Origin of the sequence: Methylobacterium sp. Leaf361, assembly GCF_001424445.1 — a bacterium.
Lineage (GTDB): Bacteria > Pseudomonadota > Alphaproteobacteria > Rhizobiales > Beijerinckiaceae > Methylobacterium.
Map to the genome: position 1 here is coordinate 333,261 of NZ_LMPY01000012.1, position 21,062 is coordinate 354,322.

At 72.4% G+C, this 21,062-nt stretch carries 17 protein-coding genes and 4 pseudogenes; 14 read left to right on the forward strand and 7 right to left on the reverse strand.

Translation table 11 applies throughout. From position 1 onward, the window contains the following. Nucleotides 1–66 precede the first annotated feature (66 nt). A complete protein-coding gene (locus tag ASG32_RS11150) occupies nt 67–1,203 on the forward strand; it encodes a branched-chain amino acid ABC transporter substrate-binding protein (RefSeq protein WP_056526146.1) in 1,137 nt (378 codons plus the stop codon). Nucleotides 1,204–1,227: 24 nt separating this feature from the next. Here ASG32_RS11150 and ASG32_RS11155 read toward each other — a convergent pair whose 3' ends face one another. Beyond that, nucleotides 1,228–1,797, reverse strand: coding sequence for a hypothetical protein (locus ASG32_RS11155; protein ID WP_056525693.1), 570 nt, complete (start codon nt 1,795–1,797; stop codon nt 1,228–1,230). 147 nt (nt 1,798–1,944) lie between these two features. On the opposite strand from ASG32_RS11155, the gene ASG32_RS11160 reads away from it, so the two are divergent. From ASG32_RS11160 to ASG32_RS11185, 7 genes are all read left to right on the forward strand, one after another. Next, nucleotides 1,945–3,078, forward strand: a complete 1,134-nt coding sequence (locus tag ASG32_RS11160; RefSeq protein ID WP_244491891.1) for a TRAP transporter substrate-binding protein — start codon at nt 1,945–1,947, stop codon at nt 3,076–3,078. Between the two features lie 136 nt (nt 3,079–3,214). Further along, on the forward strand, nt 3,215–4,627 hold the full coding sequence (locus ASG32_RS11165) for a phosphatase PAP2 family protein (protein WP_056525699.1): 1,413 nt from the start codon (nt 3,215–3,217) through the stop codon (nt 4,625–4,627). Between the two features lie 595 nt (nt 4,628–5,222). Continuing rightward, entirely contained in the window at nt 5,223–6,611 is a 1,389-nt protein-coding gene (locus ASG32_RS11170; RefSeq protein WP_056525702.1) for a deoxyribodipyrimidine photo-lyase, read from the forward strand. 273 nt (nt 6,612–6,884) lie between these two features. After that, nucleotides 6,885–7,184 carry a hypothetical protein gene (locus tag ASG32_RS32365; protein ID WP_091679795.1) on the forward strand — a complete coding sequence of 100 codons (300 nt, stop codon included), beginning with the start codon at nt 6,885–6,887 and terminating at the stop codon, nt 7,182–7,184. A gap of 119 nt (nt 7,185–7,303) precedes the next feature. Continuing rightward, nucleotides 7,304–8,683 carry a chloride channel protein gene (locus ASG32_RS11175; RefSeq protein ID WP_056525705.1) on the forward strand — a complete coding sequence of 460 codons (1,380 nt, stop codon included), beginning with the start codon at nt 7,304–7,306 and terminating at the stop codon, nt 8,681–8,683. 136 nt (nt 8,684–8,819) lie between these two features. Then, nucleotides 8,820–8,999 (forward strand): DUF1328 domain-containing protein, encoded by a 180-nt coding sequence (locus ASG32_RS11180; RefSeq protein ID WP_010685332.1) that lies wholly within the window; start codon nt 8,820–8,822, stop codon nt 8,997–8,999. A gap of 10 nt (nt 9,000–9,009) precedes the next feature. Beyond that, the gene (locus tag ASG32_RS11185) at nt 9,010–9,864 is read left to right on the forward strand and encodes an SDR family oxidoreductase (RefSeq protein ID WP_056525708.1); all 855 of its coding nucleotides are present in this window, start codon (nt 9,010–9,012) and stop codon (nt 9,862–9,864) included. 27 nt (nt 9,865–9,891) lie between these two features. On the opposite strand, the gene ASG32_RS11190 is transcribed toward ASG32_RS11185, so the two are convergent. Next, nucleotides 9,892–10,290, reverse strand: a complete 399-nt coding sequence (locus ASG32_RS11190; RefSeq protein ID WP_056525711.1) for a nuclear transport factor 2 family protein — start codon at nt 10,288–10,290, stop codon at nt 9,892–9,894. A 53-nt stretch (nt 10,291–10,343) separates the two neighbouring features. Continuing rightward, on the reverse strand, nt 10,344–11,066 hold the full coding sequence (locus tag ASG32_RS11195; protein WP_056525714.1) for an SDR family oxidoreductase: 723 nt from the start codon (nt 11,064–11,066) through the stop codon (nt 10,344–10,346). Nucleotides 11,067–11,173: 107 nt separating this feature from the next. Between ASG32_RS11195 and ASG32_RS11200 the strand changes: the two genes are divergently transcribed. Next, complete coding sequence (locus ASG32_RS11200; RefSeq protein WP_056525717.1) at nt 11,174–12,133, forward strand: LysR family transcriptional regulator; 960 nt, start codon at nt 11,174–11,176, stop codon at nt 12,131–12,133. Nucleotides 12,134–12,167: 34 nt separating this feature from the next. On the opposite strand, the gene ASG32_RS11205 is transcribed toward ASG32_RS11200, so the two are convergent. Continuing rightward, the gene (locus ASG32_RS11205; RefSeq protein ID WP_020092741.1) at nt 12,168–13,127 is read right to left on the reverse strand and encodes a cation diffusion facilitator family transporter; all 960 of its coding nucleotides are present in this window, start codon (nt 13,125–13,127) and stop codon (nt 12,168–12,170) included. 161 nt (nt 13,128–13,288) lie between these two features. Between ASG32_RS11205 and ASG32_RS11210 the strand changes: the two genes are divergently transcribed. Next, the gene (locus tag ASG32_RS11210; protein ID WP_056525720.1) at nt 13,289–13,726 is read left to right on the forward strand and encodes an HIT family protein; all 438 of its coding nucleotides are present in this window, start codon (nt 13,289–13,291) and stop codon (nt 13,724–13,726) included. 16 nt (nt 13,727–13,742) lie between these two features. On the opposite strand, the gene ASG32_RS11215 is transcribed toward ASG32_RS11210, so the two are convergent. The 3 genes from ASG32_RS11215 to ASG32_RS11225 form a co-directional block, all read right to left on the reverse strand. Beyond that, nucleotides 13,743–14,144, reverse strand: coding sequence for a PilZ domain-containing protein (locus tag ASG32_RS11215; RefSeq protein WP_056525723.1), 402 nt, complete (start codon nt 14,142–14,144; stop codon nt 13,743–13,745). 272 nt (nt 14,145–14,416) lie between these two features. Continuing rightward, the gene (locus tag ASG32_RS11220; protein WP_020092738.1) at nt 14,417–14,647 is read right to left on the reverse strand and encodes a hypothetical protein; all 231 of its coding nucleotides are present in this window, start codon (nt 14,645–14,647) and stop codon (nt 14,417–14,419) included. A 115-nt stretch (nt 14,648–14,762) separates the two neighbouring features. Beyond that, entirely contained in the window at nt 14,763–16,826 is a 2,064-nt protein-coding gene (locus ASG32_RS11225) for an NAD(+) synthase (RefSeq protein ID WP_056525726.1), read from the reverse strand. Between the two features lie 485 nt (nt 16,827–17,311). Between ASG32_RS11225 and ASG32_RS33790 the strand changes: the two are divergent. The 4 pseudogenes from ASG32_RS33790 to ASG32_RS33295 form a co-directional block, all read left to right on the forward strand. Then, a pseudogene (locus ASG32_RS33790) lies at nt 17,312–19,518 on the forward strand (DNA translocase FtsK); the annotation flags it as partial. Between the two features lie 98 nt (nt 19,519–19,616). Then, nucleotides 19,617–20,122: pseudogene (locus tag ASG32_RS35010) on the forward strand (FtsK/SpoIIIE domain-containing protein); the annotation flags it as partial. 1 nt (nt 20,123) lies between these two features. Further along, nucleotides 20,124–20,494, forward strand: a pseudogene (locus ASG32_RS35015) (cell division protein FtsK); the annotation flags it as partial. A gap of 1 nt (nt 20,495) precedes the next feature. Continuing rightward, nucleotides 20,496–20,919 (forward strand): annotated as a pseudogene (locus tag ASG32_RS33295) (DNA translocase FtsK); the annotation flags it as partial. Between the last annotated feature and the right edge of the window lie 143 nt (nt 20,920–21,062).

The window sequence follows — 21,062 nt, forward strand, 5'->3', positions numbered from 1 at the left end:
TCGAGGCTACGGAGCCGCATCCGCCGTCGCGCCGACGTGTCGCGCAAGGATGCCCAGAAGAGCCCGATGAAGATCGGACGTTTCGTCCCCGCCCACGGGCCGCTCCGGCCCGCGCTGATCGCCCTGAGCCTGTGTCTCGCGCTCCTGCCCGCCACCCAAGCGGTGGCCGACGTGGTGGTCGGCGTCGCGGTTCCGCGGTCTGGTCCCTACGTGGCGGTCGGCGAGCAGGTTCTGCGCGGCGTCGAGGCCGCCGCCCGGGACGCCAACGCCATGGGTGGCCTCGACGGCCAGCCCGTGACCCTCGACGTGCAGGACGATGCCTGCGACTCGAACACCGCCATGGCGGTGGCCAACCACTTCGTCCGGTCGAACGTCCGTCTCGTCGTCGGCCATGTCTGCTCCAACGCCTCGATCGCGGCCTCCGACATCTACGCCCAGAACGGGGTGGTGATGATCACCGCGGCCTCGGTGGCGGCCCGGCTCACCGACCGGGGGCTACCGAACATCTTCCGGGTCTGCGGCCGCGACGACGACCAGGCGCGCCTGTCCGCCGCCGTGCTGGCCGAGCGGTTCCGCGACCGGAAGATCGCGCTGATCCAGGACCAGACGCCGGCGGCGCGCAGCCTCGCCGCCGCCACCAAGGACAACCTCAACCGCATTGGCGTGAACGAGGCGCTGTTCCTGTCCTTCTCGCCGAGCGACGCCGACGACGCCGCCCTGGTCGACCGCCTCAAGGGCGCGGGGATCGAGGTCGTCTACTACGGCGGCGACGCCGCCGAGATGGGCCGCCTCGTGAAGATCGCGGCGGACCGGGGCTTCCGGCCGCAATGGTTCGGTACCTCGGCCATCGCCACGCCGGACTTCGCCAAGATCGCCGGATCGGCCAGCAACGGCGTGCTGATGACCTTCTACCTCGACCCGAGCCGGCAGCCCGCCGCCGTGGCCGTCGTGAAGGCCTTCAAGGCCGAGGGCGTCGATCCCACGGGCTCGACGATCTACGGGTACGCGGCCATGCAGGCGCTGGTGGCGGCCGGCAACTTCGCCCACTCCACCGAGCCGAGGCCGATCGCGCAGGCGCTGCACACCGAGCGCTTCGATCTCGTGCTCGGCACCGTTGGCTTCGACGCTAAGGGCGACGTCACCGCCCAGGGCTACGTGCTCTACGTGTGGAAGGACGGGAGCTTCACGCCGGCCGGCAAGTGAGGGGCGGGCCCCGCACAGGCAACCTCACAAGGTCTCTGCGGCCTCGACCTCCGCGCCGCGGCCGAGGCCGCGCAGCAGCTCTGCCAGATGCGGGCGGACCCGCAATTGCAGGGCGTGCAGCCGCCGCACCGCCGCGCTGAGTTCCCCGTGCCGCCCGAGCATCACGTCGGCGTAGCCGATCATGCGCGCGTTCGGCCAAGCCGGCTCGCGCAGGGCGTGGAGCCGCTCCACCAGGGCGGCGGCGGACGCGTCCGGCTCGGCCTGCGCGAACAGGGTCAGCAGCGCCGCCGTGGAGCGCGACAGGCCGTAATGGCAGTGGACCAGGAGATGGCCGGCCCCGTCGAGCGCCCGCCCGAAATCCAGGATCGCCGCGACGTGCTCCGGCTCGGGCGGGACGAGACCGTCGCCCGGGCCGAGGCAGTCGTGGAACCGGAGGGTCGTGCGGGCGTGGGCGCCGTAGGCGGTGAAGGCCGCGGGCTCCGGCGTGCCGGGATCGAGCAGCGACAGGACGTGGCTCACGCCGCGCGCGCCGTGGCCGGCCAGTTCCTCCAGGCCGCAGACGGTGTGCAGGGTGACGGCGGGCTCGGTTCGCATCCCGGGCGCCTAGCACGGGCACGGTCCGGTTTCGAGGCGCCACGGAACTGCCCGGGCCGCCCGCGGCTTTCGAGAACCGGCACGCACGTGCTACCTGCGACCCCCGATCCGGCCCGGACGGGTCGGACCTGCTCGGACGAGATGCCGTTGGACGAACCTCACCTCGCGCGATCCCCCGCGGCCGGGACGCGGCGCCGCAGCGTGCTGACCGCCGGCCTCGGCGCCGCCGCGGCCCTGACCGGGCCGCTCGCCGCGCCGGCCCGGGCCGAGTCCGCCCCGGAGCTGCGCTGGCGCCTGTCCTCCGCCTACCCGAAGACCCTCGACATCCTGTACGGCGCCCCCGAGGCGCTCAGCCGGATCGTCGCGGAGGCCACCGACGGGCGCTTCCAGATCCAGGTCCAGGGCCCCGGCGAGCCGGTCCCGGCCGAGGGCCTGCTCGACGCCGTGGCCGCCGGCACCGTCGAGATGGGACACGGTCCTGCGACCCTCGGCATGGCCAAGGATCCGACCTTCGCGCTGGCCACCGCGGTGCCCTTCGGCCTCAACGCCCGGGGCGCCGCCGCGTGGTGGCAGGCGGGCGGCGCCGCCGAACTCTTCGCCGAGGTCTTCGCCAAGGCCGGGCTGGTCTGCCTGCCGGGCGGCAACAGCGGCGCCCAGATGGGCGGCTGGTTCCGTCGCGAGATCAAGACCCTCGCGGACCTGCAGGGCCTGAAGTTCCGGATCGGCGGCATGGGCGGCCAGGTGCTCGCCAAGTTCGGCGTCCAGCCGCAGGCGGTGCCGGGCCCGGAGATCTACGCGGCCCTGGAGAGCAAGAAGCTCGACGCCGCCGAGTGGATCGGGCCCTACGACGACGAGCGGCTCGGCCTGCAGAAGGTCGCGCCGATCTACCATTATCCCGGCTTCTGGGAGGGCGGCGCCCTGCTGCACTTCTGGTTCAACGCCGAGAAGTGGAAGGCGCTGCCGAAATCCTACCAGGGGATCCTCCGGGCCGCGGCGGCCGAGGTCGGCGCCGACGTCCAGGCCAAGTACGACGCCCGCAACCCGCAGGCCCTGCGCCGGCTGGTGGCCGGGGGCGCGCAGCTGCGGCCGTTCCCCCAGGACGTCATGGAGGCCGCCCTCAAGAACGCCAATGACGTCTACGCCGAGATCGCCGCCAAGAACGCCGATTTCCGCCGCGTCTACGAGGCGATGCGGACCTTCCGCAACGAGGAGTACCTCTGGTTCCAGGTGGCAGAGTACACCTACGACAACTTCATGATCCGCGCCCGGGCGCGGGGCTGAGGCGCGCGCCGCCGCGGGAGGCCGGCGCGGCGCCCCGGGGGCGCTTCAAAGATGGGGACGTCGGGGCCGCGCCCGATTGCCACGCGATCGGGAACGGCTCTAGCGTCCGGCACGGCATCGGCGAGGGGAGGGCTGCATGTTCGGGACGCTGCGGGTCGGATTGGCTCTGCTCGGGGCGGCGCTGCCCCTCCAGGCCCTCGCACAGTCGGCCGCCAACTTGTCGGCCCTGCGCGGGCTGGTCCCGGTGGCCCGGCTGCAGACGACGCCCGACGGCAAGGCGGCGCTCGACGCGAACCTGCGGGTCACCGGCGACATCCAGAGCGGCGCGCTGAAGCAGCCGACGCTCCTGCCGTTCCCCGAGCAGCAGCAACTCGCCCTGCAGGACTGCTTCATCACCGACGGCAACGCCGCCAATCTCGCCGACGGCCTCGGCACCACGCTCGCCCGCGCCTACCACGCCAAGGCGACCTACAGCGACTACAAGACCTTCACCAGCATCGCGCCGGCGGTCGCCAACCTGATCGGCTACACCAACAACGTGATCAAGTCGGATTCGAATTCCGGCAAGTACTTCTTCGCCAATGCCACGACCAACGGCAAGCATCCGGTCTCGGACGAGGCCGCCGCGATCCTGTCGAACGGCGCCGTCACCGATGTCTTCGGCAAGGCCTACGACCGGCCGGCCGGGAGCCCCGGCGCCGACCGCTACGGCAATTCGCGGCCGTTCCAGACCCTGCCACGCCTCCTCTCGTATCGCGGCAAGGACTATTTCGGTGACGCGTCCGACAGCCTCGACTGGCTGCGCGGCCCCTCGCAGGACCTCGTGAACAGCCCGTCCTACCCGAGCGGTCACACCACCTACGGCTACACCGAGTCCATGGTGCTCGCGCTGCTCGTACCCGAGCGCTACCAGCAGATGGTCGCCCGCGCCGCCGAGTACGGCAACGACCGGATCATCGTCGGGGCGCACTACGCCATGGACGTGCTGGGCGGCCGGGCGACCTCGCTGCACGCCCTCGCGCACCTGCTCGCCAACGATCCGGCCTATGTCGGCCAGATCCGGAAGAACCCGGCCGTCCTCGACAAGGCGTCCGCCGAGGCCGACAGGACGGTCGGCGTGACGGATTACCGGACGCTCCTGACGGAGGCCCGCGCGGCGATGACCGAGGCGCTGAAGGCCGGCTGCGGCGACGCGGTGGCGGCCTGCGCGGCGAAGGATACCGGCCGGTTCAAGGACGCGGCCGCCAACGCCGCCTTCTACGCGGCGACCCAGACCTACGGCCTGCCCGTGGTGCATCCGGACACCGCCGGCCGGCGGGAGGACGTGGGCAAGGTCGCGCCGGAGGCCGGCCACCTGCTGACCGCGGCCTTCCCGGCGCTGACGCTCGACGAGGCCAACGCGATCCTCACCGAGACGCAGGGGCCGGGCGGCGGTTTCCTCGACGACGGCTCGGAATTCGGCGTCTACGCGCGCCTCGACCTCTACACGGCGGGCGGCAAGGCCGCCGCGCTGGCGGCGAGCCGGGCGGGGTCCAGCGCGACGCGCTGACACGCCGTGGCCGAGGGCCTGTCGGATCGCCGGCGGCGCGGATCTCCCAGAGAGGCAGGGCCGCCGGAGAGGGGTCCGTCGCGCCCCGGGCGCCCCGCCTGCGCGGGAAGCGCGCCGCCCCTCAACGCGCCCGTGGAAGGGCCGGACCGGGGCCCGCGCCTGCTCCGGACAGAAAAAAGGCCACTCCCGAAGGAGCGGCCCGAAGTCTAGGGAGGAAACGCCCAAGAAGGGCTGCGGAAGGGCGACGCCATCGCCTTCCCGCGCTGCACAATCTGCGCTCCTCGACAGAAAATTCAAGAGCATCAGGACAGCAGGGCTGTCCTTTCGTGCGCTCGCGCACGCGTCGCTTCCCGCCTGTGTTGAAAATGTCGCAGGCCGTCCAGCGCGATCGAAACCTGCATTGTCGCGGGCGGGACCGATCGATCGCCGTGCAAGTCCCTGATGAGGCGGGGTTTTGGCGGCTCGAGCCGGAGTTCGGCCAGTCGCCTCGACTGCGGCTTTTCATCCGCCCGGTCCGGACGGACGAAAATCCCGCCCGCTCTACCTTCTCCGGCCAAGGTTCCGGCGCGGCGCGCCAAGCAAGGAGCAGGTGAGCATGGCGATCCAGGGCGAACGGATCCGGATCCTCAACGATGTCGAGCCGCGCGAAGACGGCGCCTACGTCCTGTATCTCCTGCAGCAGGCCAACCGGGCGACGTTCAATCCGGCTCTCGAACTCGCCATCGAGGAGGGAAACCGCCTCGATCTGCCGGTCGTCGCCTGCTTCGGCCTGCTGGACGGCGCGAGCGGCTTTCCCGAGGCCAATGCCCGGCACTATGCCTTCCTGCTCCAGGGTCTCGCGGACGCGAAGGCAGGCCTGGAGAAGCGCGGGATCGGCTTCGTCATGCGCAAGTGCTCGCCCGCCAAGATCGCCATCGCCCTCGCCGAGGACGCCGCGCTCCTCGTGCTCGACCGCGGCTACCTCGCGATCCAGAAGGGCTGGTACCGGGAGATCGCCAAGTCGGTGAAGACGCGGATCGTCCAGGTCGAGGGCGACGTCGTCGTGCCGGTCGAGACGGCCTCGCCGAAGCACGAGTACGCCGCCCGGACGCTGAGGCCGAAGCTGAACCGGCTGTGGGACCCGTTCCTCGCGGCGCTGAAACCCCGCCGGGTGAAGCGCGCGGCCGATCGCCTGACGCTGAAGAGCGCGATCGACGTCTCCGATCCGGAGGCGGTGCTCGCCGGGATGACCCTCGACCGGGAGGTCGGCCCGGTGAAGCGCTTTACGGGTGGCGAGACGCAGGCCCGCAAGCGCCTGAAGGCGTTCCTGAAGGACGGGTTCTCGGGCTACGGCGCGGGGCGCAACATGCCGGAGGCGGCCGCCGCCTCGCACATGAGCCCCTACCTGCATTTCGGGCAGATCTCGCCGGTGGAGATCGCCCTGGCGGTGCGGGAGGCCAAGGTCGGCGATGCCGACGACCGCGGCGCCTACCTGGAGGAGCTGATCGTCCGGCGCGAGCTCGCCATGAACCACGTCTTCTACACGGAGGGCTACGACGCCTACGAGAGGGCCGTGCCGGACTGGGCGCGCAAGACCCTGGCCGAGCACGCGAAGGACGAGCGCCCCCACGCCTACTCGGAGGCGCAGCTCGCCGCCGGCGAGACCCACGACCGCTACTGGAACGCCGCGATGCGCGAGATGCGCGAGACCGGCTACATGCACAACCAGTTGCGGATGTACTGGGGCAAGAAGATCCTCGAATGGTCCCCGTCGCCCGAGGAGGGCTTCGCGCGGACGCTCCGCCTGAACAACCGCTACTTCCTCGACGGACGCGATCCGAACTCCTTCACCAACGTCGCCTGGGTGTACGGCCTGCACGATCGGCCCTGGCAGAGGCGCGAGATCTTCGGCACGGTCCGCTATCAGAGCGAGAACTCGCTCAAGAAGTTCGACGCCAAGGCGTATGTGCGGGCGGTGGAGAAGCTCTGCGCCGCCGAGGGCTGAGGCGGGACGGCCGCGCGCCCGCTGGGGCGCTTCGGTATCCTCGCAATCGTCGTACGATGACCGGACCGGGCGGCAGCGTATTGCGACGCTTGTCTTCGCGGAGGCTCAGTCGTCTCGCGCGCACAGGTTCGTGAAGAAACGCTTCCCCAGCTCGGATGTTTCGAGCCCACTTCCGGCCCGTCGCGGACGGCCGGACATGATCCGGCGACAACTCGGTCGGACCGGGGTCGGATCATCGCGCTGCTCGAAACTGAACGGAGGACGACGATGCGGATGAAGCTGGCAGGCGCAGCACTCCTCGCGCTCGGAACCTTGGCCGCCACGGCCGGTACGGCGGAGGCTGCCCAGGGCTGCGGCCCGGGCTTCCACCGGGGCTGGTCAGGCTGGTGCAAGCCGAACTGGCGCCCCTACGCGTACCGCCCGGTCTACTACGCCCGGCCGGTGGCCTACGGCTGGGGCCGTCCCTGGGGCTGGCACCATCGGTGGGGCTGGCGCCACGCGGGCTGGCATCGCCCCTGGGGCTGGCACCATCACGGCGGCTGGCATCGGGCGGCTTGGCACCACAGGTGGTGATCGGCTGAGCGGCGGGGCCGGCACGCCGGTGCCGGCCCTCGGCCGTCCCGCGCAGGGGGCCTTTCCTTGACCATTGCGCTATAGCGTCCGCTCTCACTGCGCGGTCGAGGTGCTCTTTCATGGTCGAGAAGCGGGACGAGGTGCGGGCCACGACGGATGCTCCGCCCCCGCAACGGTCGCGCTACCGCCGCTCGATCATGCGCCTGCGGTCGGCCTCGATGGAGGCCTATCCGCTCTGGCGCGGGCGGCTGCTCTTCCTCGTGGGCGGCATCGGCGTGGGCCTCGCCGCCGTGCTGATGGCCAAGGGCGCCGACCTCGCGCAGGACGGGTTCCGGCGGCTCACCGCGCCGTCGCCGCTGATCGCCCTGGTGCTGACGCCCGCGGGCTTCGCCCTCGCGGCGCTGCTCGCCCTCACGGTCTTCCCGAACTCGCAGGGCTCGGGCATCCCGCAGGTGATCGCCGCCCGCCACGCGCGGGATACCGGCTTCCGCTACTCCCTGATCTCGCCGCGCGTGGCCTTCGGCAAGGTGCTGGTCCTGTTTCTGGGCCTGTTCTGCGGCGCCTCCGCGGGCCGCGAAGGGCCGACCGTGCAGGTCGGCGCCGCGATCATGGCCGCCTTCGGCCGCCTGACTCCGGAGCGCCTGCCCGGGCTGCTCCTCGCGGGCGGCGCGGCCGGCGTCGCGGCGGCCTTCAACACGCCCCTCGCCGGCATCGTGTTCGGCATCGAGGAACTGGGACGCGCCTACGAGGCGCGCTCCTCCGGCCTGATCGTGGCCGGGATCGTGGCCGCGGGCCTGACCTCGCTCGGGCTCCTCGGCAACTATACCTATTTCGGGACGACCGACGCCGCCCTGCCGCTGGCGGCCAGCTGGATCGTGCCGCTGATCGCCGTGGTCGGCGGCCTCGCCGGCGGCCTGTTCAGCCGCCTCGTCATCCTGTTCGCCCGCGGCCTGCCGGGCGCGGCCGGACGGTTGATCCGGAAGCGGCCCGTGATCTTCGCGGCCGCCTGCGGGCTGTGCGTCGCCCTGTGCGGCCTCGCCTCCGGGGGCGCCGCCTACGGGACCGGCTACGAGGAGGCCAAGGCCATCCTCCACGGCGACGCGACGGCCGGCTGGACCTACGCGCCCCTGAAATTCGCCGCCACCGTGCTCAGCTCGATCAGCGGTATCCCGGGCGGCCTGTTCGCACCGTCCCTGGCGGTCGGGGCCGGCCTCGGCGGCACGGTCCACGGATTCCTGCCGGGCATGCCCGTCGGCGCCGTCGTGCTGATCGGGATGGTGGCCTACCTGACGGGCGTGCTGCAGGCGCCGATCACCAGCTTCGTCATCGTCACCGAGATGACCCAGAACCACGCGATGGTGATCCCCCTGATGGTCGCGGCGCTCCTGGCCGACGCGGCCTCGAAGGCGATCTGCCGCGGCGGCCTCTACCACACCCTGGCGGAGATCATGCTGGAACGGGCCGACGTGCCGGCGCAGCCCGTGGCGAAGACCGGCTGACCGCGTCCCCGACCGAGCGGCCGGACGCGGGTAAGAATAAAAGCGGACCGGTCCGGAATCCGCGGAACGGTCTCGCTTGGCGTCGGTTGAGGCAGCAGCATCAGGCCCCGCGCCGGGGCGCAGCCGGAGTGACGCCATGACCCTTCTGAAATGGGCCCTCATCTGCTTCGTGATCTCGCTGATCGCCGGCGGTCTCGGCTTCACCGGCATCGCCTCCGGCGCCGGCTCGCTGGCCCGCATCCTGTTCGGCCTGTTCCTGCTCATCGCCATCGTGATCGTGGTCATCGCCTTCGCGGTCGGCCAGGCGGTGTTCTGAGGCCGGCGCGGTGCGCGGCGCGGTCTGCCTCGTCACCGGGGCGACCGGCGGCATCGGCTACGAGACGGCCTTCGGCCTCGCGCGCCTCGGCGCGCGGGTCGCCATGGTCGGCCGGGACAGCGGGAAGCTGCAGGCCTGCGCCGACAGGATCCGCGCCGCGGTGCCCGGCGCCGCCGTGGAGCCGCACCGCGCGGATCTGTCCGCGCAGGCCGAGATCCGTCGGCTCGCCGGGACCCTGCGGGCGGCCTATCCGCGCCTCGACGTGCTGGTGAACAATGCCGGCGCGATCTTCGACCGGCGCACGCTGACCGTCGACGGGATCGAGCGGACCTGGGCGCTCGACCATCTGGGCTACGTGCTCCTGACCCTCGAGCTCCTCGACACGCTGAAGGACGCGGCGGCGGCGGGCGGGAAGCCGCGGATCGTCAACGTCGCCTCGGCGGCCCATTACCGGGGGCACATCGACTTCGACGACGTCGAGGGCGCCCGGCGCTACCGGGCGATGGGCGCGTATGCCCAGGCCAAGCTCGCCAACGTGCTGTTCACCTACGCGCTCGCCCGGCGCCTGCGCGACAGCGGCATCACGGCGAACGCCGTCCATCCGGGGGTGGTCAATACCGGCTTCGCCAAGAACACCGGCGGCCTGCTCGGCGCGGCCTGGGCGCTGATGCGGCCGTTGCTGATCACGCCCGAGAAGGGCGCGCGGACCTCCCTCCACGTGGCCAGCGACCCGGGCCTGGACGGGGTCACGGGCCGATACTTCTCCCACGGTCGGCCGAAGGTCTCCTCGGCCGAGAGCCGCGACGAGGCCGTCCAGGAGCGGCTCTGGGCGCTGAGCCTCCGGCAGGTGGGCCGGAGCGACTGAAGATCGGAGCGTTCGGTGGCGGCGGTCTCAGGGGGGCGGCGGGTCGAGAAGCACCCAGAGTCGCGCGATCCTGCCGTCCACGATCTCGGCAACGTCCGTCCCGGTGACCGCGACCGGGCCGCCCTCCGGACCGGCTTCCCAGCGCAGCGATCCCACGCCGTGGTGTCCGGCGGCCCTGCCGACGGGCACGAAGCGGAAGGTCGGCCCGAACCGGTCTAAGAGCGCCCCGGCGACCGCGGCGATCGCGGCCCGCCCGCGCACGACGTTGTCCGGCTCGAACAGGGTCGGCTCGGCCACGTAGAGCTCGGCCAGGGCGGCCGCCCGCGCGCCGGCGTCCCGCGCGTTGAAGATCCGCGCGAGATTGGCGCGCAGCAGCCGGTCGTAGTCGGGCTCTGCCGCCGGCGCGGCCTCCGTGCCATCGGACATCGCGCGTCTCCTTCGAAGGGGGTTGTCGGGCGTGCCGCGCGGCGGCCGGCGGCTCATATCAGGCGGCCGCCGCCGTCGATGTGCAGGGTCTCGCCGTTCATGAAGCCGTTGCTCATCAGGAAGACGACGGCGGCACCGGCCTCCTCGGCGGTGCCGAGGCGTCTCTGCGGCAGCCTCTCGGTCAGCCCGGCCACGTAGGCGTCGCGGTGGGCGCCGAGTGTGCGGGCCAGGAGCGGGGTGTCGGTGGTGCCGGGCGAGAGCGCGTTCACCCGCACCGGAGCCAGTTCGAGCGCGAGGCCGCGGGCGAAGGCCTCCATCGCGGCCGACGCCGCCGCCAGCACGGCGGTCCCCTGCGCGCTCGGGCGGTCCGCCAGGGCGCCGGAGATGAGGGTGACCGAGCCGTCCCCGGCGAGCCGGCCGCCGAGGGCGCGCAGGGCATGAATGGCAGCCCAGATTCGCTCGTCGAAGGCCCGCGCGAGGTGCTCGACCTCGGCCTCGAGGACCCTGCCGGCCACGAAGGTCCCGGCCAGCAGCGCGAGGTGGTCGACGCGGGGGATGTCGGCCAGAGCGGTCGCGATCGTCTCGGGCCGCGTCACGTCGGCGGCGCGCCAGCCGGCGAAGCCGTTCTCCGCCGCGGCGCGCTCGGCGCCCACCGCGTGGCGGCCGACGACGACGACCTCCGCGCCCGCCGCCCTGGCCTGGCGGGCGGCCGCGAGGCCTATGCCCGAGGTGCCGCCGAAGACCACGACGGTGCGATCCTGAAGGGTGCTGCTCATGGCGGGAAACCTAGCCGGTCGTCGCCAGCGCGGCGCCGATGGACGGGAGATTGGGCCAGCGACCCCTCCTTGATAATCGGTCCGCTCTTCGCTTCAGTCGTTCCGTCATGGAACAGATCGGCCTCGACCGGCTCACGGGCATCGTCGCCTTCGCCCGCTCCGCCTCCCTCGGCAGCTACTCGGCGGCCGCCCGCTCCCTCGGCATCTCGCCCTCGGCGGTGAGCAAGAGCGTGCAGCGGCTGGAGGCGCGGCTCGGCGTGAGCCTCTTCACCCGGACCACCCGCTCGCTGACCCTGACGCCGGAGGGGCGCGACCTGCAGGAGCGCGCGCTGCGGCTCCTCCGCGAGGCCGAGGCGATCGAGCAGGCCGCGGTCGCGGCACGCTCCGAGCCCGCCGGCACCCTGAAGGTGGCGGCGTCGATCCCGGTCGGCGTCCACCTGCTCGCGCCGGCCCTGCCGCGCTTCCGCGCGCGCCATCCGAAGCTGTCGGTCGACCTGCGCCTGAGCGACCGCTTCGTGGACCTGATCGAGGAGGGCATCGACGTCGCGATCCGGGTCGGCGACCTCGCGGATTCCCGGCTGGTCTCGCGCCGCCTCGCGCCGCACCGGGTCTGCGCCTTCGCGGCCCCGGCCTATCTGGCGCGGCGCGGCACGCCGCGGCATCCGGATGATCTGGTCCACCACGACTGCGTGAACTTCCGCTTCCAGAGCACGGGGCAGGCCCTGCGCTGGCCGTTCCACGTGGGCGGCCGCAGGGTCGAGATCACGCCGGATACCGGCATCGTCGCGGATTTCAGCGACGCGGTGACGGCGGTGCTGGTGGCCGGTGGCGGTATCGGCATCTCGCCGACCTACATCGCCGCACCGCATGTCGGGCGGGGCGCGCTCATCCCGATCCTGCAGGACTTCGCGGTCGAGCGCTCGGTCTTCACGGCGCTCTGGCCGGAGAGCCGGCGCGGCAGCCCGAACGTGCGGGCGTTCCTCGCTTTCCTCGACGAGGTCTTCCCGTCGCCTGTCCCCTGGGACGGCGTGCTCGCGCCGGCCCCGACGCCCGGTGCGGCCGCCTGACCGAGGTCCGTGCGCGCCGGCGAGGCGGCACCCCTCAGGCCGCCGCCCGGACCTTGTGGTCGCCCTGCTGCTGGATCTCGATGAAGACCCGGGTCACGTCGGGGCTGCGCGCCTTCAGCGCCCGGTCGAGGCGCGTGACGAGGCTCTCGACCTCGCCGGCGCTGAGATCGTCGGTCATGTCGATGCTGAGATTGACCAAGATGTCGGACGGGCCGAGGTGCTGGGTCAGCACCTCGTTGACGTGGACCACGCCCGGCTCGCCGCGGACCAGCTCCGCGATCGCCGCCACGACCTCGGGATCGGCCGCCTCGCCGATCAGCAGGCCGTGCGTCTCGACCATCAGGAACGCCGCCATGCCGATCAGCACGAGGCCGATGCCGACCGACGCCCAGCCGTCGAGGCTCGGCATCTCCAGGAGGTGGGACAGGGCCACGCCGGCGAGCGCGATCAGCAGGCCGATCAGGGCGGCGGTGTCCTCCGCGAGCACCGTGAACAGGGTCGGGTCCTTGCTGCGCCGGATCGCCCGCACGGCCGAGTGCTTGCCCTTCTCGGCCCAGAACTGGCGCATCGCAACGAAGAACGACGTGCCCTCCGCCGCGATGGCGAAGCCCAGGATCGCGACGTTCACCCAGAGGCCGGGCAGGCGGTAGCCGAACAGCTCGGCATCGACGTCCGGCTCGGGATGGCGGACCCGCTCGATCCCCTCGTAGACGGCGAACAGTCCGCCGCCGAGGAAGATCATCAGCGCGACCACGAAGGCGTAGAAGTAGATCTCGCGCCCGTAGCCGAACGGGTGGCGGGCGTCGGCCGGGCGCTCGGCCCGCTTCATGCCGACGAGGAGCAGCACCTGGTTCGCCGTGTCGACCACCGAGTGCACGCCCTCGGCGAGCATGGCGGTCGAGCCGGTCAGCGCCCCGCCCACGAACTTCGCCGCCGCGATGGCGAGGTTGGCGCCCGCCGCCGCGTAGATCGCTCCCGTGCTCTCGTGCGCCATCCGGAACTCCCTGCGCGGTCTGGGGGACACCGGGCTCTCGGACCCCGGCACGGCGCCGCCGCCGCGGCGATGCAAGCGTCGCGGCGCGCAGGTTGTTCCCGTGTGGACGCGGGCCGGTGCCCCGTGCAACCTGCGGCCGCTCAAGGAGTCCCGGAGACAGCATGGCCGACGCCCGCTACGATCCCGACAACATCTTCGCCAAGATCCTGCGGGGCGAGATCCCCTGCCACCGCGTCTACGAGGACGCCCACACCCTGGCCTTCATGGACGTGATGCCCCAGGGCGAGGGCCACACGCTGGTGATCCCGAAGGCGCCGGCCCGGGGCCTGCTCGACGCCGACCCGGACTCGCTCGGCGCCCTGATGGCGAGCGTCCAGAAGGTCGCCCGCGCCGTGAAGGCGGCGTTCCGGGCCGAGGGTCTGACCGTGTTCCAGTTCAACGAGCCGGCCGGCGGCCAGACCGTCTTCCACCTGCACGTCCACGTCATCCCGCGGCGCGAGGGCGTGCCGCTGAAGCGCCACGAGGGCGGGATGGCCGATAACGGGGTCCTCGCCGAGCACGCCGCCCGCATCCGCGCGGCGCTCGAGGCTCACGCCTGACGGTCAGGCCTTACGATCAGGCCGCGCTCGCCGAGTCGCCCGACTGGGCCATGCTGGCGAGCAGCCGGCGCAGGGCGGCGTTCTCGGTCTCGAGCTCGCTGATGCGCTTCAGCAGCAGGGTCACGGAGGCGTCCGTCGCGGCCGGATCGGGCGAAGTGCCGGCCCGGGCCGGCGCCTCGAAGGTCACGCCGATGCCGTCCTCCCGGCGCCAGCGCAGGGTGGCCCGGTAGGTCCGGTCCTTCTGCGGGATGTAGAGATCGAACGCGTCCGGAAGCGTGGTGGCCTCGCTCATCACGAGGCGCGCGCCGGTGGGGGACATGTCGCGCACCAGGCAGTCGAGGCTCGACGACCCGTTGTTGAAGACGATGCGGCCCTTGAGGAAGACCCTCTGGCGCGCCTCTCTGCGATGCTCCGACATGCGGGCGGCTCCGGACAGCTGACGGTTCCGCGAAACCTGCACGCGAGCCCTTAAGGAATCTTGGTCGCGATCGCCGAGTCGAGGCCCGCTATAGGGCTCGATACCGGTAACGTGCTGCCGCCAAGGCTCCGGAAGAGCGAGTCCGCGCCCCGGGCCGGTCCGATTTACCTGCGACGACTTCGGTTCGTCGTTCCGTGGCCGGAGCGGCGACCCGGCAGGACCGCGCCGATCGTCCCGACGCCGTCCCGCTCGCCGTGACGGACGGGGCCCGCTTAGGCGATGAAGCGCCGGTCCACGGTCTGGAACAGGTAGAAGCCGTTGAAGCGCACCGCGGTGTCGGCGGCCCGCCCGTCGAAGTCGAGGGGCTGCCGGCCGCCGTCGCCCAGCTTGCCGCCGAAGGTCCAGCGACCCGCGCCGATGAAGGGTGGGACCGTGCTGGCCTCCGGCACCGCGCAGCAGAGGCCCTCCTCGCCCTTGAGCTGGAACAGGTTGTAGCTTCGCATCCGAAGTCCTCCGCCTGGCCGCCCTCGAAGCCAATTTTCCCAATACAAGATTTCACATTGCGAAGAATCGGCTTGACCGTGCTCATAATGGCACAATCGGTCGAGTTTGTGACGGTCAAGTTTCAGGGACGTTTCGGTTCAACTCGTCGATCCAGATCCGCGCCGACCCGTCGGAGGGCGCGCGCCAGTCGCCCCGGGGCGACAGGGAGCCCCCCGCCGAGACCTTCGGCCCGTTCGGGAGCGCCGAGCGCTTGAACTGGCTGAAGCCGAAGTAGCGGCTCAGGAACACCCCGAGCCAGCGGCGGATCTCCGGGAGGTCGTAGGCGACCCGCTTGGTTTCCGGGAAGTCGGGCGCCCAGGTGCCGCGCTCCCTGTCGCCCCAGGCGTGCAGCGCCAGGAAGGCGATCTTCGAGGGCCGGAACCCGTACCGGAGCGTGTAGAACAGGTTGAAATCCTGCAGCGCGTAGGGGCCGATCGTGCCCTCGGTGCTCTGCGGGCTGTCGTCCTGGTCCACCGGCACCAGCTCGGGGGAGATCTCGGTGTCGAGGATCGCCTGGAGCGTGCGCGCCTCGTCCGGGCCGACCTCGCCGTTGCCGATCACCCAGCGGATCAGGTGCTGGATCAGCGTCTTGGGCACGCCGGCATTGACCGCGTAGTGGCTCATCTGGTCGCCGACGCCGTAGGTGCACCAGCCGAGCGCCAGCTCCGAGAGGTCGCCGGTGCCGACCACGATGCCGCCGGCGTGGTTGGCGAGCCGGAACAGGTAGTCGGTGCGCAGGCCCGCCTGCACGTTCTCGAAGGTCACGTCGTAGACCGCCTCGCCCTTGGCGAAGGGGTGGTCCATGTCGGCGAGCATCTGCTTGGCGGCCGGGCGGATGTCGATCTCGGCGGCCGTGCAGCCCAGCGCCTTCATGAGCGCGTGGGCGTTGGTCTTGGTGGCGTTCGAGGTGGCGAAGCCCGGCAGCGTGTAGGCCAGGATGTCCGAGCGCGGGTATCCCAGGCGGTCGAACGCCTTGGCGATCACGATCAGCGCGTGGGTCGAATCGAGGCCGCCGGAGACGCCGATGACGGCCTTGCGGGTGCCGGTGGCCTCCAGGCGCTTGGCGAGGCCGGCGACCTGGATGTTGTAGGCCTCGTAGCAATCCTGCGCGAGGCGCGACGGGTCGGCCGGCACGAACGGGAAGCGCTCGATCCGCCGGATCAGGCCGAGATCGGCCTCGGGCGGGCTGAGCCGGAACGGCACCCGGCGATAGGGCAGGGCGCGGCCGCGCGCGTCGTCGTCGAAGCTGCCCGCCTGCAGGCGCTCCTGGGCGATCAGGTCGAGGTCGATGTCGGCCAGCGTCGTCACCGGCTTCTTGGGGAAGCGCTCGCCCTCGGCGAGGCGCACGCCGAGCTCGTCGACGCTGGTCTGGCCGTCCCAGGACAGGTCGGTGGTCGATTCGCCCTGGCCGGCCGCCGCGTAGACATACGCGCAGGCGCCCCGCATCGAGGCCGCCCGGGACAGGAGCGCCCGCGACTCGGCACGGCCCACCGTGATCGGGCTGCCCGAGAGGTTCGCCAGCACGGTGGCGCCGGCGAGCGCGGCGCGCATGCCGGGGGGCTCGGGCACCCACAGGTCCTCGCAGATCTCCACCCCGACCACGAGGCCCGGCAGGTCCTCGGCCGGGAACAGCAGGTCGGTGCCGAACGGCGCGTCCTGACCGGCGACCCGGACGGTCTCGCCGACGATCCCGGCGCCGGAGGCGAAGTGGCGCTTCTCGTAGAACTCCCGGTAGTTCGGCAGGAAGGTCTTCGGGACGACGCCGAGCAGGCGGCCGCCCTGGATGGCGAGCGCGCAGTTGTAGACGCGGTGCCGCCAGCGCAGGGGCGCGCCGACGATCAGCAGCGGCCGGAGACGGGCCGAGTCGGCGATCACGCGGGCGGCCGCGGCCTCGACCGCGTCGAGCAGGGTCTGCTGGAGCAGCAGGTCCTCGATCGCGTAGGCCGAGAGGCCGAGCTCGGTGAAGACCGCCAGCACCGCGCCCGAATCGTGGCAGGTCCGGGCGAGGTCGAGGATGACGTCGGCGTTGCGCTCGGGCTCCGCCGGATGGCTCCGGCCGGTGCAGGCCGCGACCCGGGCGAAGCCGTGGCGGTAGAGGGAGCGGAAGCGCGCCGGCGATTCGGAGGTGGCTGGAGACACGGGCACCTGTCCGGGTGAGGGGTGGCTGCGGGTTACTATAGCGGACGCGGGCGGGGGGCGGCGCGGAGCCTGTTCGCGCCCTGGCCGGTTCCCGACGTCATCGCGAGAGACTGCTCTGCGGCGGACCGGGACGGGGCCCAGATCGCGATTTCCGGTCCATGGGGCGTCGTTACCTCGAGATTCCGCGTTCGAATCGGTCGCCGGTGGCCGTGACGGCCCGGCCGCGGCGATGCGGGGCCCTGCCGGAGCGCCGGGCCGATCGTCCCGCATGGTTTCCGCACCGCGGCCGGCGGCAAGCCTCCATTAACGACGAATGGCCTAACTCAGGAACAGCCGCCGCGCGTCGGCGGATCCCTGTTTCGAGTATCGTCTGAGAACCCATGCGCGCATCGGGACGGCCTCCGTACTCCCACCGTGACCCCGCCCGCCCTGTCCGCGGCGGCGACCGCTCGGGCCTCTCCCTGGGAGCCCTGGCGCACCGGCTGATGGCGCTCCGCGCGAGCCTCACCCGCCGCCTCTCCGGCTCCCCCGCGGGCCTGCCCGCCCGCCCGTCCTACGGCGCGCCCGGGCGCCGGGCCGAGCCGAGCTGGCTCACCCCGCCGGGCGCGATGGTCGGCCGCGAGGGCTCCGAGCGCGCCCCGCGCGCCGCGGCGCCCGAGCCACACTGGCCGGCCCAGGTCTTCGACGACCGGGCGAGCCTCGACGCCCTGGACGCCCCGATCTTCGAGAGCCGGATCGACCGCAGCGCCTCCTCGCCGGGCGTGCTGGTGCGCCAGCCGCGCCGCCCCGCCGCTATCGCCCCCGACTACGCGCCGGCCGCGGCTCCGCTCGCGGGCCATGCCGCTGGCCATGTGACCGGCCACGTGACCGACCACGTCGCGACGCCGGCCGCCGCGCCGGCGCCGGCCGCGCCCTCGGCGGTGCGCTACACCCGCACCCCCGATTCGGTTCTGCAGGAGCGCCGCCAGCGCGCCCTCGAGGCCGAGCGCGTCGCCCTGGAGCGCGCCCGTGCCGAGGCGCAGGCCGCTGCCCTCGCCCTGGAGACCGAGCGGGCCGCCCGTGAAGAGGCCGAGCAGGAGCGGGTCGAGCGCGCGCGGATCGCGGCCGAGGGCGCCGCAGCCGTGCCGGCCCTGCCGGAAGCCGCCGCGCCGGACGCGGAGCCGGTGCCGCTGTGGCGCCAGCCCTTCGTCGCGCCGCCGGGCGTCCGCTTCTTCCGCACGCCGGACCGCCGCCCGGTCCGGCCCGCGGTCGAGCTGGCCGCCTCCACGGCGGCGATCGCCCCGGTCGCGGCCGCGTTGGTCGCCGCCGCGCCGGTCGAGACGGTCGCCGAGGCCCCGGCCCGCGACTGGTCGGACCTGCCGGACTGGTCCGAGGTCCAGCCCTGGTTCGACGGCGGCGACTGGTTGTCCGTCGATGCCTGGTCGGCCCTGGCGGCGCAGCCCGCCGAGGTCGCGCCGACCCCGGCCGCCGTCTCGGCGCCGGCGGCGTCCGACGAGCGCTTCGTCTCCATGCCCCTCGATATCTCGCACCTGCGGTCGCTGCCGCCGCGGCCGGTCTACGTGCTCGACCGGCTCGTCCGGTTCGACCAGCCGCCGCGTCCCGCCGACGGGCAGGATAACGGGACGGAGACCGGCCAGCGGATGGACGAGGCCGCCTCGATCCGGAGCGCCTTCCTGCCGCCCGTCGCGCCGCCGGCCGCGTCCGGCCTGTCGCTGGTCTTCGGCCCCGGCAGCGCCGCGGCGGAGCCTCCGGCCGCCCCCGCGTCCGAGGCGCCCCGCCGCGCGCCGGCTCTCAGCGCCATGGCAGCGCGGGCGGCGATCCGCGCGGCCGGCCAGCCGACCGCCGTCCCGCCAGCACCCCCGGCCGTGCCCGAAGCCGGTCCCGCCCCGGTCGTTGCCGCGCCGGTCGCCGCGCGCGCCGAGGCGGATCGCGTTGTGATCCCGATGACGCCGCGCCCGGTCCTGCTCCGCGGCAAGCTGGCGCCGCAGCCGGAGCCGGTCGAGACGGAGATCGAGGCGGAGATCGGGGTCGAGGCCGAGCCGGTCGCCGCTGCCGTCGAGGCGATCGAGGTCGCGGCCCTGCCGGCCCCCGCGCCGGCGTCGGTCCCCCTGGTGGCGCCGCGGGCACACCTGATCCCGGCCGGCCGCCACCTCGAGATCGCGCCGATCGAGAACGCCGATTACGAGCTGCCGTCCCTCGAACTGCTCGCCCTGCCGGCGCCGGGCGGCAGCGAGGAGGTCGACGCCGACGTGCTGGAGCAGAACGCCCTCAACCTGCAGCAGACGGCGGCGTGCGCGGCGACATCCTGGCGGTGCGGCCGGGCCCGGTCGTCACCCTCTACGAGCTCGAGCCCGCGCCCGGCACCAAGTCCAGCCGCGTGATCGGTCTGTCGGACGACATCGCCCGGTCGATGTCGGCGGTCTCGGCCCGCGTCGCGGTCGTGCCCGGCCGGAACGTCATCGGCATCGAGCTGCCGAACGAGACCCGCGAGACCGTGTTCCTGCGCGAGCTGCTCTCGTCGGCCGACTTCGCCGAGAGCAAGCACAAGCTGGCGCTGTGCCTGGGCAAGAACATCGGCGGCGAGCCGATCATCGCCGACCTCGCGCGCATGCCGCACCTCCTGGTGGCCGGCACGACCGGCTCGGGCAAGTCGGTGGCGATCAACACCATGATCCTGTCGCTGCTCTACCGGCTGAAGCCCGAGGAGTGCCGCCTGATCATGGTCGACCCGAAGATGCTGGAGCTGTCGGTCTACGACGGCATCCCGCACCTGCTCTCCCCGGTCGTCANGGCTGAAGCCCGAGGAGTGCCGCCTGATCATGGTCGACCCGAAGATGCTGGAGCTGTCGGTCTACGACGGCATCCCGCACCTGCTCTCCCCGGTCGTCATCGACCCCAAGAAGGCGGTCATCGCCCTCAAGTGGGCCGTGCGCGAGATGGAAGAGCGTTACAAGAAGATGGCCAAGATCGCCGTCCGGAACATCGACGGCTACAACGCCCGCATGAAGGAGGCCCGCGACCGGGGCGAGACCATCACGCGCACGATCCAGACCGGCTTCGACCGCCACACCGGCGAGGCGGTGTACGAGGACGAGGCGATGGATCTGGCGCCGCTGCCGTACATCGTGATCGTGGTCGACGAGATGGCCGACCTGATGATGGTGGCCGGCAAGGACATCGAGGGGGCGATCCAGCGCCTGGCGCAGATGGCGCGGGCGGCGGGCATCCACCTGATCATGGCGACGCAGCGGCCGTCGGTGGACGTGATCACCGGGACGATCAAGGCGAATTTCCCGNCTGGCGCAGATGGCGCGGGCGGCGGGCATCCACCTGATCATGGCGACGCAGCGGCCGTCGGTGGACGTGATCACCGGGACGATCAAGGCGAATTTCCCGACCCGGATCAGCTTCCAGGTGACGAGCAAGATCGACAGCCGCACGATCCTGGGCGAGATGGGCGCCGAGCAGCTTCTGGGCCAGGGCGACATGCTGTTCATGGCCGGGGGCGGGCGCACGACACGGGTGCATGGGCCGTTCTGCTCGGACAGCGAGGTCGAGAGCGTGGTCGCCCACCTCAAGCGCCAGGGCCGCCCCAGCTACCTCGACGCCGTCACCGCCGATGACGAGGAGGCGGTTCAACCTCGTCTACGACCGGGGCGCCTTCACGCNGGTGCATGGGCCGTTCTGCTCGGACAGCGAGGTCGAGAGCGTGGTCGCCCACCTCAAGCGCCAGGGCCGCCCCAGCTACCTCGACGCCGTCACCGCCGACGATTCGCCCGAGGAGCCCGCCAAGGAGGGCGGCCGGTCCGGCCGGGGCAAGGCGGCCGCGGCCGACAAGGCCGAGCGGTCCGACGAGCCCGAGGAGGAGGCCCCCGTCTTCGACATCGGCGCCTTCGCGGCGGCGAGCGGCGGCGACTCCGACGACCTCTACAAGCAGGCGATCGAGGTGGTGCTGCGCGACCAGAAGGCGTCGACGAGCTACATCCAGCGCCGCCTGCAGATCGGCTACAACCGCGCCGCCTCCATCATGGAGCGGATGGAGATCGAGGGCATCGTCGGCCCGGCCAACCACGCCGGCAAGCGCGAGATCCTGGATGTACGACGACGAGTGAGACGCTGTCCGGGCCGCCTCGCCACGGGGCGGCCCGGACGTCGCATCTTCGCCACAGGGCGAGGTTCTAAAAGGGGGCTGCGAAACCCGCCCCGTCTCTGCGAGCGGAGCGAAGCAACCCAGAG